The sequence below is a fragment of the Pseudomonas sp. zfem005 genome (assembly GCF_032621735.1).
Classification (GTDB): Bacteria; Pseudomonadota; Gammaproteobacteria; order Pseudomonadales; family Pseudomonadaceae; genus Metapseudomonas; species Metapseudomonas solani.
This window is the reverse complement of sequence record NZ_JAVYJE010000004.1, coordinates 582,671-597,886: the sequence shown is the minus strand read 5'-3', so window position 1 is coordinate 597,886 and position 15,216 is coordinate 582,671. Positions and strand designations below refer to the sequence as shown.

The following is a 15,216-nucleotide window of genomic DNA, read 5'->3' as shown; positions in this document are numbered from 1 at the left end:
ATCGAACTCCAGCACGCGGCAGGGCCCCGGGACGATAACCGCGCATTATAAAGAGGCGACTTCCCAAGCGGCCACTGAAAGTCCTGAAATTTCCGACTGTTAGCGCTATTTGGGCAACCGGAAGTCAGCCAGCGGACGAACGATCACAGCCCGCCGCACCATGAAAAACGGGGGCCGCAGCCCCCGTTTCCGTCATTACGAGCGAGGCCCCGCGGAGCGTCGGATGGCGTAGCAGATGGCGATGAAGCCGAGCCAGAAGGGAATGGCGTACACCGACACGTTGATGCCGGGGATCATCAGCATCACGCCGAGGATCAGCACCACGAAGGCCAGGCACAGGTAGTTGCTGAAGGGGTACCAGAGCGACTTGAAGAACGGCTCGATGCCCTGGCGCTGCAGCGACTTGCGGAACATCAGGTGCGACAGGCTGATCATCGCCCAGTTGATCACCAGGGCCGCGACCACCAGCGCCATCAGCAGCTCGAGAGCCTTCTGCGGCGCCACGTAGTTGACCACCACGCAGAGCAGGGTCACCAGCGCGGACACGGCGATGCCCAGCACCGGCACGCCACGGCGGTTGACCTTCATCAGCGCCTTGGGCGCATCGCCCTGCTCGGCCAGGCCGTAGAGCATGCGGCTGTTGCAGTAGACGCCGCTGTTGTAGACCGACAGCGCGGCGGTCAGCACCACGAAGTTGAGGATATGCGCGGCCAGGTCGCTGCCGATCAGCGAGAAGATCTGCACGAAGGGGCTGCCGCTGTAGGGGTCGCCGGCGGCGCCCAGGGTTTCCAGCAGCTTGTCCCAGGGGTAGAGCATCAGCAGCACGCTGAGGGCGCCGATGTAGAAGATCAGGATGCGCCAGATCACCTGGTTGATCGCCTTGGGGATCACCTTCTTCGGCTCGCTGGCCTCGGCAGCGGTGATGCCCACCAGCTCCAGGCCGCCGAAGGAGAACATGATGATCGCCAGGACCATCACCAGCCCTTCCAGGCCATTGGGGAAGAAGCCGCCATGGCTCCACAGGTTGCTCACCGCCGCCTGCTCGCCACCGGCGCCGCTGATCAGCAGGTAGAGACCGAGCACGATCATGCCGATGATCGCCACCACCTTGATCAGCGCGAACCAGAATTCGGTCTCACCGAAGGCACGGACGTTGGACAGGTTGATCAGGTTGATCAGCACGAAGAACGCCGCCGCCGTGGCCCAGGTCGGTACCTCCGGCCACCAGAACTGCACGTACTTGCCCACCGCCGTCAGCTCGGCCATGCCCACCAGCACATAGAGCACCCAGTAGTTCCAGCCGGACAGGAAACCCGCGTAGCCGCCCCAGTACTTGTGGGCGAAGTGGCTGAAGGAACCGGCCACGGGCTCCTCGACGATCATCTCGCCGAGCTGGCGCATGATCAGGAAGGCGATGAAGCCGGCGATGGCGTAGCCGAGGATCATCGACGGGCCAGCGGATTTGAGCACCCCGGCCGAGCCGAGGAAGAGTCCGGTGCCGATGGCGCCGCCAAGGGCGATCAGCTGGATATGGCGATTTTCCAGGCCGCGCTTGAGCGAGCCGGCGTGCAGCTGTTGTCCGTCCATCAAGGGATATCCAAACAGAAGGTGGGTAAAGCGATTACAGACCTAAAAATGAAAAACGGGAGCCCGAAAGCTCCCGTTCTTTTCACCGTGGTATCAGCGGGGGAAGGCAGGCGGGTTGACCCCGGCCATGTCTTCCATCACGCGGACCACCTGGCAGCTGTAGCCGAACTCGTTGTCGTACCACACGTAGAGCACGACGCGGTTGTCGTTGACGATGGTCGCCTCGGCATCCACGACGCCGGCATGGCGCGAACCGACGAAGTCGGTGGAGACCACTTCCTGCGAGCTGACGAAGTCGATCTGCTTCTGCAGGTCGGAGTGCATGGCCATCTGGCGCAGGTACTCGTTGATCTCTTCGCGGGTGGTGGCCTTTTCCAGGTTCAGGTTGAGGATGGCCATCGACACGTTCGGCGTCGGTACGCGAATGGCGTTGCCGGTCAGCTTGCCCTTCAGTACCGGCAGGGCCTTGGCGGCAGCGGTGGCGGCACCGGTCTCGGTGATCACCATGTTCAGCGGCGCGCTGCGGCCACGGCGATCGCCCTTGTGGAAGTTGTCGATCAGGTTCTGGTCGTTGGTGTACGAGTGAACGGTTTCGACGTGGCCGTTGACGATGCCGTACTGATCGTTGACAGCCTTGAGCACCGGCACGATGGCGTTGGTGGTGCAGGAGGCGGCCGAGATGATCTTGTCTTCAGCGGTGATTTCGGTGTGGTTGATGCCGTGCACGATGTTCTTCAGCGCGCCCTTGCCGGGTGCGGTCAGAACCACGCGATCGACACCCGGGCAGCTCAGGTGCTGGCCCAGGCCCTCGGCATCACGCCATACGCCGGTGTTGTCGACCAGCAGGGCGTTCTTGATGCCGTACTGGGTGTAGTCGACTTCGGTCGGCGACTTGGCGTAGATCACCTGGATCAGGTTGCCGTTGGCGGTCAGGGTGTTGTTTTCTTCGTCGATGGTGATGGTGCCATCGAACTTGCCGTGTACCGAGTCGCGACGCAGCAGGCTGGCGCGTTTGACCAGGTCGTTGCTGGCGCCCTTGCGCACGACGATGGCGCGCAGACGCAGGCCGTCGCCACCACCGGTTTTCTCGATCAGGATGCGCGCCAGCAGGCGGCCGATGCGGCCGAAGCCGTACAGGACGACGTCGGTGCCCTCACGGGCAGCGCTGTTCTGCTTGCCGACCACGTCAGCCAGCTCGTCCTTGACGAACTGCTCGACGGCACGGCCATTGCCTTCGGCCTTGAACTTGCTGGCCATCTTGCCCAGGTCCACGGAGGCCGCGCCCAGCTTGAGCTCGCTCATGGCCTTGAGGATCGGGAAGGTGTCATGGACCGACAGTTCGCTGTCGTCAGCCAGGCGGTGACGGGCGAAACGGTGGGCCTTGAGAATGTCGATCACCGAACGGTTGATCAGACCACGGCCATAGATCGAGGTCACCACGCTGTTGTTACGGTAGAGCTGGCCAATCAACGGAATCATCGCTTCCGCGAGGGCTTCACGATCGATCCACTCACCGAGACACTGGTCGGGCTTCTGAGTCACGGGCAGTACCTTCCACTATGTAGGGGCTGAAAAAAGGGGCTACATTATGACGGCGCGCGCAAGCGGCGGCAATCTGCAGCGGACGTAAGACTGACATCCGTCAGTCGGGATAGTTACAATCGCCCGGGTCCATTTTCCGACCGGAGCCTCCTTTGCCCGAGTCCGTCCTGCGTCTCCCGTCCCTGCCCACCGCTGCTGGCAAGCAGCAGTGGAGCAATCTCCCCGGCGCCGCCCTCAGCCTGGCGATAGCCGAAGCTGCCAGCGCGGCCAAACGCTTCACCCTGCTGCTGACCGCCGACAGCCAGAGCGCCGAACGCCTGGAGCAGGAGCTGAGCTTCTTCGCGCCGTCCCTGCCCGTGCTGCACTTCCCCGACTGGGAAACGCTGCCCTACGACCTGTTCTCGCCGCACCAGGACATCATCTCCCAGCGCATCGCCAGCCTCTATCGCCTGCCAGAGCTGACCCACGGCGTGCTGGTGGTGCCCATCACCACCGCCCTGCACCGCCTGGCCCCGACGCGCTTCCTGCTGGGTTCGAGCCTGGTGCTGGACGTTGGCCAGAAGCTCGATGTCGAACAGATGCGCAGCCGCCTGGAGGCCGCCGGCTATCGCTGCGTGGACACCGTCTACGAACACGGCGAATTCGCCGTGCGTGGCGCCTTGATCGACCTGTTCCCGATGGGCAGCGACGCGCCCTTCCGCATCGACCTGTTCGATGACGAGATCGAGACCCTGCGCACCTTCGACCCGGAAACCCAGCGCTCGGTGGACAAGGTGGAGTCGATCCGCCTGCTGCCGGCCCGCGAGTTCCCCCTGGACAAGAAGGCCGTGACCGACTTCCGCGGCCGCTTCCGCGAGCGCTTCGACGTCGACTTCCGTCGCTGCCCCATCTACCAGGACCTGGCCAGCGGTATCACCCCGGCCGGCATCGAGTACTACCTGCCGCTGTTCTTCGAGGAAAGCGCCACCCTCTTCGACTACCTGCCGGCCGACACCCAGGTGTTTTCCCTGCCCGGCATCGAGCAGGCTGCCGAGCAGTTCTGGAACGATGTGCGCAACCGCTACGAAGAGCGCCGCGTCGACCCGGAACGCCCGCTGGTCCCGCCCGTCGAGCTGTTCCTGCCGGTGGAAGACTGCTTCGCCCGCCTCAAGGGCTCGCCACGGGTCGTGGTCAGCCAGGAGGACCAGGGCACAGGCGTCGGCCGCGAACGCTTCCCCGCCCGCCCACTGCCGACACTGGCCATCGAAGCCAAGGCCAGCGAGCCCCTGGCCGCGCTGCGCCGCTTCCTCGAAGAATTCCCGGGCCGCGTGCTGTTCAGTGCCGAATCCGCCGGCCGCCGCGAAGTGCTACTGGAATTGCTCGCCCGCCTCAAGCTGCGCCCGCAGGAAGTCGGCGGCTGGCCGGAATTCGTCACCAGCAAGGAACGCCTGGCCATCACCATCGCCCCCCTCGACGAAGGGCTGCTGCTGGATGACCCGGGCCTGGCGCTGATCGCCGAAAGCCCGCTGTTCGGCCAGCGCGTGATGCAGCGCCGCCGCCGCGACCGTCGCGGCGACGGTGGCGACAACGTCATCAAGAACCTCGCCGAGCTGCGCGAAGGCGCGCCGGTGGTGCATATCGACCACGGCGTCGGCCGCTACCTGGGGTTGATCACCCTGGAGATAGAAGGCCAGGCCGCGGAATTCCTCGCCCTGCAGTACGCCGAGGAAGCCAAGCTCTACGTGCCGGTGGCCAGCCTGCACCTGATCGCCCGCTACACCGGCAGCGACGACGCCCTCGCCCCGCTCCACCGCCTGGGCTCGGAAACCTGGCAGAAGGCCAAGCGCAAGGCCGCCGAACAAGTGCGCGACGTCGCCGCCGAGCTGCTGGACATCTACGCCCGCCGTGCCGCCCGCGAAGGCTATGCCTTCAAGGACCCGATGGCCGACTACGCGACCTTCTCCGCCGGTTTCCCCTTCGAGGAAACGCCGGACCAGCAGACCGCCATCGAGGCCGTGGTGGCCGACATGCTCGCGCCCAAGCCGATGGACCGCCTGGTGTGCGGCGACGTCGGCTTCGGCAAGACCGAAGTCGCCATGCGCGCCGCCTTCGTCGCCGTGCACAGCGGCAAGCAGGTGGCCGTACTGGTGCCCACCACCCTGCTCGCCCAGCAGCACTACAACAGCTTCCGCGACCGCTTCGCCGACTGGCCGGTGACGGTCGAGGTAATGAGCCGCTTCAAATCGGCCAAGGAAGTGGAAGGTGCTGCGCAGGAGCTGGCCGAGGGCAAGGTCGATATCGTCATCGGCACCCACAAGCTGCTGCAGGACGACATCAAGTTCAAGAATCTGGGCCTGGTCATCATCGACGAGGAGCACCGCTTCGGCGTGCGCCAGAAGGAGCAGCTCAAGGCCCTGCGCAGCGAGGTGGACATCCTCACCCTGACCGCCACGCCGATCCCGCGGACCCTGAACATGGCCGTGGCCGGCATGCGCGACCTGTCGATCATCGCCACGCCGCCCGCGCGCCGACTGTCGGTGCGCACCTTCGTCATGGAGCAGCAGAACACCGTGATCAAGGAGGCCCTGCTGCGCGAGCTGCTGCGGGGTGGCCAGGTCTACTACCTGCACAACGAAGTGAAGAGCATCGAGAAATGCGCCGCCGACCTGGCGGAGCTGGTGCCCGAGGCGCGCATCGGCATCGGCCACGGGCAGATGCACGAGCGCGAACTCGAACAGGTGATGAGCGACTTCTACCACAAGCGCTTCAACGTGCTGATCGCCTCGACCATCATCGAGACCGGCATCGACGTGCCCAGCGCCAACACCATCATCATCGAGCGTGCCGACAAGTTCGGCCTGGCCCAGTTGCACCAGCTGCGCGGCCGCGTCGGCCGCAGCCACCACCAGGCCTACGCCTACCTGCTGACGCCCCCGCGCAAGCAGATGACGCCGGACGCCGAGAAGCGTCTGGAGGCCATCGCCAACGCTCAGGACCTGGGCGCCGGCTTCGTCCTCGCCACCCACGACCTGGAGATCCGCGGCGCCGGCGAGCTGCTCGGCGACGGCCAGAGCGGGCAGATCCAGGCGGTGGGCTTCACCCTCTATATGGAAATGCTCGAGCGCGCGGTCAAGGCCATCCGCAAGGGCGAGCAGCCGAACCTGGAACAGCCGCTGGGCGGCGGCCCGGAGATCAACCTGCGCCTGCCCGCGCTGATCCCCGAGGACTACCTGCCCGACGTGCATGCGCGCCTGATCCTCTACAAGCGCATCGCCTCGGCCGCCGACGAGGACGGCCTCAAGGAACTGCAGGTGGAAATGATCGACCGCTTCGGCCTGCTCCCCGAGCCGACCAAGAACCTGGTGCGCCTGACCCTGCTGAAACTGCAGGCGGAAAAGCTCGGCATCAAGAAAGTGGACGCCGGCCCGCAAGGTGGTCGGATAGAATTCGCCGCCGACACCTGCGTCGACCCGCTGGTGCTGATCAAACTGATCCAGAGCCAGCCCAAGCGCTACAAGTTCGAAGGGGCCACGCTGTTCCGCTTCCAGGTACCGATGGAGCGCCCGGAAGAACGCTTCAATACACTCGAGGCGCTGTTCGAGCGCCTGACTCCGTAATCCGCTTAAAGGACTGATCCATGCGTGCGTTCCGTTTCCTCGCCCTGATGCTTGCCCTGCTGGCCCCCAGCGCCTTCGCCGACGGGCTCTACCAGGTCGAGCTGATCCTCTTCCGCCAGTCGGGTGACGCCACCCCGGCCAGCCAGCCGGCCCCGGACGACTGGGCCAACGGCGCCCAGGGCCTGGACAGCGTCGGCGAGCGCGCCACCGCACTCAATGGCGAAGCCGCCAAGCTCAACGCCGGCAATGGCTACCAGGTGCTGCTGCACAGGGCCTGGTCGCAGAGCGTCGGCGCCAACCCCAGCCGCGTGGCCATCAGCACCGGTGACCAGCAACTGGGCCACTTCCCGGTCGAAGGCACCGTGACCCTGTCCCAGGTGCGCTACACCGATGTCGCCGTCGATTTCTGGGTCAACCAGTTCGATGGCAGCGGCCTGCTCAGCGGCAGCGAGCGCATCAAGCAGGGCACCCGCCTGAAGAATGGCGAGCTGACCTACCTCGATCACTCCAGCCTGGGCGTCCTGATCCGTATCAGCCCGCTCTGAGCCACGTGCCGACACTGCTCGAACACCTGCGCCAGCACGACTGGCAGCAGGACTTCGACCCGGGCGCGCTGCAGCGCGGCGCGAGCTATGCCCGCCAGCGCCTGGCGCGCCTGACGGCGATGGACGACACCCTGCTGCAATCCAGCTGCGCCGGCTCGAGCGACAACCGCTACCAGCAGAACATCCGCCTGGCGCCCCACGGGCTCGGGGTGATCGGCCGCTGCAGCTGCCCGGTCGGCATCAACTGCAAACACTGCGTGGCCGCCATCTTCCAGGTCCTGGCGGAAGGGCCACCGAGCGCGCGCCCCGAACGACTGGTGCCGGCCTCAGAGCCGCCGGTGGTCAGGCGCGTGCTCAAGGACATCCAGCCGCGCCCGTTGCTTACCCTGGGCAGCCTGGCGCAGAGCCTCTACGACCTGCGCAGCGGGCGCATGGTCGGCAGCCAGCAGCACCGTGCCGGGCTGGCCTTCGACTACGCCGGCATCACCACCCGCGGCAAGAACAGCCGCCAGCCCGCCGTCAGCAAGCGCCAGGGCGAGCTGCTGGAAGTGCAGCGCCAACCGGCCACCGAAGAAGCCCTGCGCGAGCGCCTGCGCCAGCTCGGTTTCAAGGAATCCCTGCGCCAGAGCCTGGCGCTGCCGAGCGACCTCTACGAACTCTTCGAACTGCCTGGCGACAGTGCCTGGCAGCGCTTCATGAACAAGGGCCTGCCGGAACTGCGTGCCGAGGGCTGGGAAGTGGACATCCGCCCCGGCTTCCATTTCGACCTGTCCAGCGTGGACGGCTGGTACGCCGAGCTCGAAGAAGAGCCCGGGCAGCACTGGTTCGACCTGGAGCTGGGCATCGTCGTCGAAGGGCAACGCATCAGCCTGCTGCCCATCCTGCTGCGGCTGATCCAGCAGAACCCCAAGCTGCTCAGCCCGAAAAGCCTGCAGAAACGCCGCGACGACGAGCACCTGCGCCTGCAACTGGACACCCTGGGGGCCGACACCGGGCGCCCCTTGCAGGTGGTCCTGCCCTTCGGCCGCCTCAAGCCGCTGCTGGCGACCCTGGGCGAGCTCTATCTGCGCGACCGCCCGGAAGGCCGCAGCCTGCGCCTGAGCCTGCCCGATGCCGCGCGGCTGAATCAGCTCGACGAGCTGGAGCTGGACTGGCAGGGCGGCGAGCGCCTACGCAGCTTCGCCGAGCGCCTGCGCGATAGCCGACAAACCCGCCACGAGCCCCCTGCCGGCCTGCAGGCCGAGCTGCGCAGCTACCAGCTGCAGGGCCTCGCTTGGCTGCAGAGCCTGCGCGAGCTGGGTGCCGGCGGCGTGCTGGGCGACGACATGGGCCTGGGCAAGACCCTGCAAACCCTGGCCCACCTGCTGACCGAGAAGAACGCCGGGCGCCTCGACCGCCCCGCTCTGGTGGTGATGCCCACCAGCCTGATTCCCAACTGGCAGGACGAAGCCATGCGCTTCGCCCCGGACCTGCGCGTGCTGGCCCTGCACGGGCCGAACCGCAAGAAGGATTTCGAACGCCTGGGCGACTTCGACCTGCTGCTGACCACCTACGCCCTGCTGCCCCGCGACCTCGCCGCCTGGAAGCTACAGCCGCTGCACCTGCTGGTGCTGGACGAGGCGCAGAACATCAAGACGCCCACCAGCAAGGCCGCCCAGGCGGTGCGCCAGCTGGAAGCCCGGCAACGCCTATGCCTCTCCGGCACACCGCTGGAAAACCACCTGGGCGAACTCTGGTCGCTGTTCCACTTCCTCATGCCCGGCTGGCTAGGCGATGCCAAGCAGTTCGCCCGCGACTACCGCACGCCCATCGAGAAGCGCGGCGACACCGAACGCCTCGCCCACCTCAACGGCCGCATCCGCCCGTTCCTGTTGCGCCGCACCAAGGAATCGGTGGCCACCGAGCTGCCGGCCAAGACCGAGATCGTCCAGCGGGTAGAACTCAGCGAAGGCCAGCGCGACCTGTACGAAACGGTACGCCTGGCGATGGACCAGAAGGTCCGTGCGGAAATCCAGGACAAGGGCATGGCGCGCAGCCAGATGGTGATACTCGAGGCGCTGCTGAAACTGCGCCAGACCTGCTGCGACCTGCGCCTGGTGGAGCACGAGCGCACCCGCCCCTTGCGCGGCAGCACCTCGGGCAAGCTGGACAGCCTGATGGAAATGCTGGTGGAGCTGTTCGCCGAAGGCCGCAAGGTGCTGCTGTTCTCCCAGTTCACCAGCATGCTGGAACTGATCGAGGCGGAACTGCAGCAGCGCGGTATCGATTACCTGATCCTCACCGGCGCCACCCGCGACCGCCGTACACCGGTGAAGCGCTTCCAGGACGGCGAAGTGCCGCTGTTCCTGATCAGCCTCAAGGCGGGCGGCACCGGCCTCAACCTCACCGCTGCCGACACCGTGATCCACTACGACCCCTGGTGGAACCCGGCCGCCGAACGCCAGGCCACCGACCGCGCCTACCGCATCGGCCAGGACAAGCCGGTGTTCGTCTACAAGCTGATTGCCCGCGGCACGGTGGAAGAGAAGATCCAGCAGTTGCAGCAACGCAAGGCGCTGCTGGCCGAGGGCATTCTCGGCCAGAGCGAAGGGGCTGACTGGCAGCTGCGCGAAGAAGACCTCGACGCCCTCTTCGCCCCCCTGCCGAAAGCCTGAAGCCCGATCAGCCCTTGAACAGCAGGGCCAGCGCTTCGCGCACCTTGCCGATACCTTCGGCCAGGGCGGCCTCGATCTCGGCCATGGTGATGATGCCGCTGGACTTGCCGGCAGCCGGATTGACCACCAGGGAAATGCACGCGTAGGGCAGGTCCAGCTCACGGGCGAGCACCGCCTCGGGCATGCCGGTCATCCCCACCAGGTCGCAGCCATCGCGCTCCATGCGAGCGATCTCGGCCACGGTCTCCAGGCGCGGGCCCTGGGTGCAGCCATAAACGCCATGGTCGCTGTAGGCATGGCCAGTCTTGGCGAGCGCCGCCAGCAGCTTCTGCCGCAACGCCTCGTCATAGGGGTGACTGAAGTCGATGTGGGTGACGTGGTCCAGCTCGCCCTCGAAGAAGGTATCGGTGCGGCCGTGGGTGTAGTCGATCACCTGGTGCGGCACGACCAGGTGCCCGGTGCCCATGGCGGCGTTGATGCCACCGACGGCGTTGACGGCGATCACCGCCTGGGCGCCGGACTGCTTGAGGGCCCAGAGGTTGGCGCGGTAGTTGACCTGGTGCGGGGGGATACGGTGCGGGTGGCCGTGGCGGGCGAGGAACAGCAGCTCGCGCCCAGCGTACTCCCCTTGAACGATGCCCGCCGAGGGGGCGCCATAGGGCGTCTCGGGGTTGAGCAGCGCCTTCATGGTCAGGCCTTCGAGCTGGGTGAGGCCGGTACCACCGATAATCGCGTAAACGGTCATGTCGCTTCCTTCAGTCGATCAGCTGGGCTCCGCGCAGGGCGGCGATCGCCGTTTGCCAGCGCGGGTCTTGACGGTATTCGGTGCCGGGGAAGGCACGGCGACGCATGCGTTCGAGCTGCGCGGGCGGGGTCACACGCAACTGCTGCAGGCGCGACAGGGCCAGCTCAGCCGAGGCGCGGTCGTTGCACACCAGCCCCATGTCGCAGCCAGCGCTCAGCGCGGCCTCGATGCGCTCGGCGGCATCACCCACCACGTGGGCACCGGCCATGGACAGGTCATCACTGAAGATCACCCCGGAGTATTTCAATTCGCCCCGCAGGATGTCCTGCAGCCAGCGCTTCGAGAAGCCGGCGGGCTGCGGGTCGACCTGGGGATAGATGACATGGGCGGGCATCATGCCGTCCAGCTCCGGGGCCAGGCGCGCGAAGGGCACGAGGTCCGTGGCGCGGATCTGCTCCAGGCTACGTTCATCGGTGGGAATGGCCACGTGGGAGTCCGCTTCGGCCCAGCCATGGCCGGGGAAGTGCTTGCCGGTGGCGGCCATGCCGGCGGCACGCAATCCACGGATGAAGGCACCCGCCAGCACGGCGGCGCGCTGTGGGTCGCCTTCAAAGGCACGGCTGCCGACCACCGCGCTGCGCTGGTGGTCGAGGTCGAGCACGGGCGCGAAGCTGATGTCCAGGCCAACGGCGAGCACCTCGGTGGCCATCAGCCAACCGCAATGCTCGGCCAGGGCTTCAGCGTTATCGTTGTCCGCCAGGGCACGCATGGCCGGCAGGCGCACGAAGCCGTTGCGCAGGCGCTGTACGCGACCGCCCTCCTGGTCGACGGCGAGGATCAGGTCAGGGCGCACCGCGCGGATGGACGCGCACAGCTCGCGCACCTGGCGCGGGTCCTCGATATTGCGGGCGAAAATGATCAGGCCGGCCACTTCCGGTTGCCGCAGGATCTGCCGATCTTCAGCGGTCAGCCAAGTGCCGCCGATGTCCAGCATCAGGGAGCCTTGCATGGGATTTCCTTAGGAGAGTTCGGCCACGGACCACTCGGGACGAGGTGCTTCGTCTATCAGAACAGCACAGTGGACGGGCACGCGGGGGAAGAGTTCAAGCAGGTCGGCATTGCGCAGGCGCACACAGCCATGGGACAGCGGCACGCCCATGGGTTCGCTGTCCGGCGTGCCGTGCAAGTAGATATAGCGACGCATGCTGTCGACCTTGCCGAGGCGGTTGCGCCCGGGCTCGCGGCCGCTCAGCCAGAGGATGCGGCTGAGTATCCAGTCGCGTCCGGGAAACTGGGCATGCAGATCCGGCGACCAGGTCTCGCCGGTCCAACGCCTGCCACGCAGTACAGCCCCCTGCGGCAACCCCTCACCGATCTTCGCGCGCACCTGGTGAAGGCCGCGCGGGGTGCAATTGGAGCCACTGAGTTCACCGGCGCCATTGAGCGCGGTGGAGACGGGAAGGCGCAGCACCAGACGCTCTCCGGCAAAGCCGTAGAGGCGCTGGTCAGCGATGGAGACATGGAGTAGATCGAGGTTGGACATGGGGCGCTAGCTTAGCCGATCCCCATGGCCTCGCCCACCGGCGATCAAGCCTTGGCGGGCGCGCTCGGGGACTTGCTGCGCGGCTTGAGCACCGCTTTGGAAAGGGTCTCGTCGGACAAGCCCGTATCGGCGCGCATGCCGGCCGCGAGGAACGGCACCATCAGGCGCATCACCTGTTCGATGGACGTATTCACGCCGAAATCGGTTTCGGCCATCGCCCGCAGCGCCTTGATACCGGACATGCTGAACGCCGCAGCGCCGAGCATGAAGTGCACGCGCCAGAACAGCTCCAGCGGCGGCACCTTGGGGGCCGACTCATTGACCAGCAGCATGTAGCGGCGGAAGACCTTGCCGTACACCTCTTCGAGGTACTTGCGCAGGTGCCCCTGGCTCTGGCTGAAGGCCAGGCCCAGCAAACGCATGAAGATGGACAGGTCGTTACCGCTGCGCGGCTTCACCGCCAGCGCCTGCTCGACCAGCATTTCCAGGAGTTCTTCGAGGGTCGCGCGCGCCTCGGTCTTCGCCTGCCGGCGATCGAGCTCGCGCTCCAGGCTCTGGCAGAAAGGCCCCAGGAAGCGCGAGAACACCGCCTGGATAAGCGCCTTCTTCGAGCCGAAGTGATAGTTCACAGCAGCCAGGTTCACACCTGCCTTGCTGGTGATCAAACGCAACGAAGTCTCGGCGAAGCCTTTCTCCGCGAACAGCTGTTCCGCTGCATCAAGAATGCGTTCGACGGTTTCCGACTGGGCCATGGCTCCTCCGCCTGACAAACACTTGTTTGAAACATACGTTTCAGGCCGCTGGCTTGTCAAGCCGCATACACCATCTTCTGACGCTCCGGTCACGGCTCGCAGGCGACATATTCCCGCAAGACAGCGGGCAAGTCACTAGAGCCCAATGGCCGCCCGGCAGAGGATGCAGAGAACACTTGTTGCCAAGCGATGATCACTGTATATAATTCCAGTCACTGTATAAAAAGACAGAGCGCCGACATGCTGAAACTCACGCCCCGCCAAGCCGAGATCCTCGCCTTCATCAAGCGCTGCATAGAAGACAACGGCTATCCGCCCACCCGCGCGGAGATCGCCCAGGAACTGGGCTTCAAATCGCCCAACGCCGCTGAAGAACACCTCAAGGCGCTGGCCCGCAAGGGCGCCATCGAGATGACCCCCGGCGCCTCGCGAGGCATCCGCATCCCCGGCTTCGAGCCCAGCACCGAGGAAGAAGGCCTGCCCATCATCGGCCGCGTGGCCGCTGGCGCTCCCATCCTCGCCCAACAGAACATCGAGGAATCCTGCCGCATCAACCCGGAGTTCTTCCATCCCCGCGCCGACTATCTGTTGCGCGTACGCGGCATGAGCATGAAGGACATCGGCATCCATGACGGCGACCTGCTGGCCGTGCACACCACGCGTGAAGTTCGCAACGGCCAGATAGTCGTCGCGCGCCTGGATGACGAAGTCACCGTGAAGCGCTTCAAGCGCGAAGGCGACAAGGTCTGGCTGATCGCCGAGAACCCGGATTTCGCACCGATCGAGGTGAACCTGCAGGAGCAGGACCTGGTCATCGAAGGCTTGAGCGTCGGCGTCATCCGCCGCTGATAGGAGGCGTCATGCAGTTCCCGCAATCGTTTGGCCGAACCCAACTGCCGCTATTCCACGACGCCATTGTCGCCAACCCGGCGCCCCTGGCACTGGAGCCGCAATGGGAAGAGGAGCCCGAAGCCTTCAGTGAGCTTTCGCTGAGCGGAGCTGCCGGGCACTGCCGCCACTTGCTCGCCCCCATCCTGCGGGAGCTTAGCCAGGAACAGGATGCCCGCTGGCTGACGCTGATCGGTGCACCCGCCAGCCTGACCCAGGCCTGGCTGCGGGATGCCGGACTGAACCGGGAGCGCATCCTGCTTCTCGACCCAAGGGGAGAACGCAGCGCGCTGGAACTGGCTTGCGAAGCCCTGAGGCTGGGCCGCAGCCATACGGTCGTCAGTTGGCTGCCGCTGAACCGCATCGAAAAGCAGGCGCTCGCACACGCCGCACGCCAGGGTGGCGCGCAAAGCCTGAATATCCGACTGGGATAAGAGACCGTTACCCGTAAACAGGCCATGTAGCCGCAACGGGTTGGTAACACGGGTGAGGAATAATCGGTTTCAGCGGGCGGGAGCCGACAGAGCGCCCCGTCAGTGCAGGACGCGCGGGCCTTCTTCGTGGTCCACTTCGCCTTCAGCCAGGCGGCCGGCCATCTGCACGCCCACATTGAGCATGGCCTTGGCGACTTCCAGGTGATGCCCCTGCAGGAATGCCTTGGCGTCGGAAGAGAAGTCCAGCGTCACCAACGCCTCCTCGTCTTCCGCGCGGCGCAGGATGATGCGGCCGTCGGGCAGCTCGACTATTTCCAGAAAGGACGTTGGCATGGGGTCATCTCTCCACTAAAGGCGGGCATTGTACCAGCCGGCTGACGGGCCACCCTAGCCCATCGATCAACTCAGCACTCCGACAGCGCCTCGCGGAAACGCAATGCCAGGTTTTTCAGGTGTTGCCGCCACTCTTCCAGGGTTGCCCGGGACAGGGCCGGCGGCTCGTCATCGACGCTCACCGCTTCTATCAAAGGCAACGTCGGATCGACCTTGGCCTTCTTCGGCGCCTGAGGCGGCAGGAACAGCGCGCCATAGGCGACCAGCAGCTCGGCAAGCCAGGTTTCCTGTTGCTGGGCCAGTTCCACCAGCTCCGATAGTTCAGGGCTCGGCGCAGCAGTCAGCACCTCAGCAGTGAGCAGCATCTCGGGGCGCAGTGCATTGGCCTCGGACAGGCGGTAGTAGCCCGCGATCTCGTGGCAAAGCCCGAGCAAGGCACCATACAGGTGGAAGAGCGCCGCTTCGCGCTCGGCCTGGACCAGCGCCTGGGCGTTCATCGCCCTGCCCTCTTCCGCCTTGCGCCAGGATTCGAGCGCCAGGCCAGCGAAATAGAGCTTCTGGTTGGTACGGGTATAGAGTTCATGCGCCATGGCGGCC

At 65.8% G+C, this 15,216-nt stretch carries 13 protein-coding genes; 5 read left to right on the top strand and 8 right to left on the bottom strand.

Annotated features, from left to right (window positions below; translation table 11 throughout):
- Positions 1 to 195: 195 nt before the first annotated feature.
- Together RTW82_RS32005 and RTW82_RS32000 are read right to left on the bottom strand one after the other, a co-directional pair.
- Entirely contained in the window at positions 196 to 1,587 is a 1,392-nt protein-coding gene (locus RTW82_RS32005; protein ID WP_316925224.1) for an amino acid permease, read from the bottom strand.
- A gap of 93 nt (positions 1,588 to 1,680) precedes the next feature.
- Positions 1,681 to 3,129 carry a glyceraldehyde-3-phosphate dehydrogenase gene (locus RTW82_RS32000; RefSeq protein WP_316925223.1) on the bottom strand — a complete coding sequence of 483 codons (1,449 nt, stop codon included), beginning with the start codon at positions 3,127 to 3,129 and terminating at the stop codon, positions 1,681 to 1,683.
- 152 nt (positions 3,130 to 3,281) lie between these two features.
- Between RTW82_RS32000 and mfd the strand changes: the two genes are divergently transcribed.
- From mfd to RTW82_RS31985, 3 genes are all read left to right on the top strand, one after another.
- Positions 3,282 to 6,725: a transcription-repair coupling factor gene (gene mfd, locus RTW82_RS31995; protein ID WP_316925222.1), complete on the top strand. Its 3,444-nt coding sequence runs from the start codon at positions 3,282 to 3,284 to the stop codon at positions 6,723 to 6,725.
- Between the two features lie 20 nt (positions 6,726 to 6,745).
- On the top strand, positions 6,746 to 7,270 hold the full coding sequence (locus RTW82_RS31990; protein WP_316925221.1) for a CsiV family protein: 525 nt from the start codon (positions 6,746 to 6,748) through the stop codon (positions 7,268 to 7,270).
- A 119-nt stretch (positions 7,271 to 7,389) separates the two neighbouring features.
- Entirely contained in the window at positions 7,390 to 9,924 is a 2,535-nt protein-coding gene (locus tag RTW82_RS31985) for a DEAD/DEAH box helicase (RefSeq protein ID WP_316925247.1), read from the top strand.
- Positions 9,925 to 9,931: 7 nt separating this feature from the next.
- On the opposite strand, the gene RTW82_RS31980 is transcribed toward RTW82_RS31985, so the two are convergent.
- The 4 genes from RTW82_RS31980 to RTW82_RS31965 are packed head-to-tail and all read right to left on the bottom strand — an operon-like array spanning position 9,932 to position 12,964.
- Positions 9,932 to 10,669: an S-methyl-5'-thioinosine phosphorylase gene (locus RTW82_RS31980; RefSeq protein WP_316925220.1), complete on the bottom strand. Its 738-nt coding sequence runs from the start codon at positions 10,667 to 10,669 to the stop codon at positions 9,932 to 9,934.
- A gap of 10 nt (positions 10,670 to 10,679) precedes the next feature.
- The gene (gene nagZ, locus RTW82_RS31975; protein ID WP_316925219.1) at positions 10,680 to 11,678 is read right to left on the bottom strand and encodes a beta-N-acetylhexosaminidase; all 999 of its coding nucleotides are present in this window, start codon (positions 11,676 to 11,678) and stop codon (positions 10,680 to 10,682) included.
- 9 nt (positions 11,679 to 11,687) lie between these two features.
- Entirely contained in the window at positions 11,688 to 12,212 is a 525-nt protein-coding gene (locus RTW82_RS31970; RefSeq protein ID WP_316925218.1) for a L,D-transpeptidase, read from the bottom strand.
- 44 nt (positions 12,213 to 12,256) lie between these two features.
- Positions 12,257 to 12,964: a TetR/AcrR family transcriptional regulator gene (locus RTW82_RS31965; protein WP_043243920.1), complete on the bottom strand. Its 708-nt coding sequence runs from the start codon at positions 12,962 to 12,964 to the stop codon at positions 12,257 to 12,259.
- A gap of 240 nt (positions 12,965 to 13,204) precedes the next feature.
- Between RTW82_RS31965 and lexA the strand changes: the two genes are divergently transcribed.
- Both lexA and sulA read left to right on the top strand, forming a co-directional pair.
- A complete protein-coding gene (gene lexA, locus RTW82_RS31960; RefSeq protein ID WP_031287703.1) occupies positions 13,205 to 13,813 on the top strand; it encodes a transcriptional repressor LexA in 609 nt (202 codons plus the stop codon).
- Positions 13,814 to 13,824: 11 nt separating this feature from the next.
- Entirely contained in the window at positions 13,825 to 14,286 is a 462-nt protein-coding gene (gene sulA / locus RTW82_RS31955; protein WP_271660494.1) for an SOS-induced cell division inhibitor SulA, read from the top strand.
- Between the two features lie 99 nt (positions 14,287 to 14,385).
- Here the strand turns inward: sulA and RTW82_RS31950 are convergent, their stop codons facing one another.
- Positions 14,386 to 14,619, bottom strand: coding sequence for a hypothetical protein (locus RTW82_RS31950; RefSeq protein WP_021219537.1), 234 nt, complete (start codon positions 14,617 to 14,619; stop codon positions 14,386 to 14,388).
- Positions 14,620 to 14,690: 71 nt separating this feature from the next.
- Positions 14,691 to 15,209, bottom strand: coding sequence for a DUF6586 family protein (locus RTW82_RS31945; RefSeq protein ID WP_316925217.1), 519 nt, complete (start codon positions 15,207 to 15,209; stop codon positions 14,691 to 14,693).
- Between the last annotated feature and the right edge of the window lie 7 nt (positions 15,210 to 15,216).

Coding starts and splice junctions, on each gene's coding strand:
- RTW82_RS32005 (WP_316925224.1), bottom strand. CDS start 1,587: ATGGACGGACAACAGCTGCACGCCGGCTCGCTCAAGCGCGGCCTGGAA.
- RTW82_RS31990 (WP_316925221.1), top strand. CDS start 6,746: ATGCGTGCGTTCCGTTTCCTCGCCCTGATGCTTGCCCTGCTGGCCCCC.
- RTW82_RS31985 (WP_316925247.1), top strand. CDS start 7,390: ATGGACGACACCCTGCTGCAATCCAGCTGCGCCGGCTCGAGCGACAAC.
- RTW82_RS31980 (WP_316925220.1), bottom strand. CDS start 10,669: ATGACCGTTTACGCGATTATCGGTGGTACCGGCCTCACCCAGCTCGAA.
- nagZ (WP_316925219.1), bottom strand. CDS start 11,678: ATGCAAGGCTCCCTGATGCTGGACATCGGCGGCACTTGGCTGACCGCT.
- RTW82_RS31970 (WP_316925218.1), bottom strand. CDS start 12,212: ATGTCCAACCTCGATCTACTCCATGTCTCCATCGCTGACCAGCGCCTC.
- RTW82_RS31965 (WP_043243920.1), bottom strand. CDS start 12,964: ATGGCCCAGTCGGAAACCGTCGAACGCATTCTTGATGCAGCGGAACAG.
- lexA (WP_031287703.1), top strand. CDS start 13,205: ATGCTGAAACTCACGCCCCGCCAAGCCGAGATCCTCGCCTTCATCAAG.
- sulA (WP_271660494.1), top strand. CDS start 13,825: ATGCAGTTCCCGCAATCGTTTGGCCGAACCCAACTGCCGCTATTCCAC.
- RTW82_RS31950 (WP_021219537.1), bottom strand. CDS start 14,619: ATGCCAACGTCCTTTCTGGAAATAGTCGAGCTGCCCGACGGCCGCATC.
- RTW82_RS31945 (WP_316925217.1), bottom strand. CDS start 15,209: ATGGCGCATGAACTCTATACCCGTACCAACCAGAAGCTCTATTTCGCT.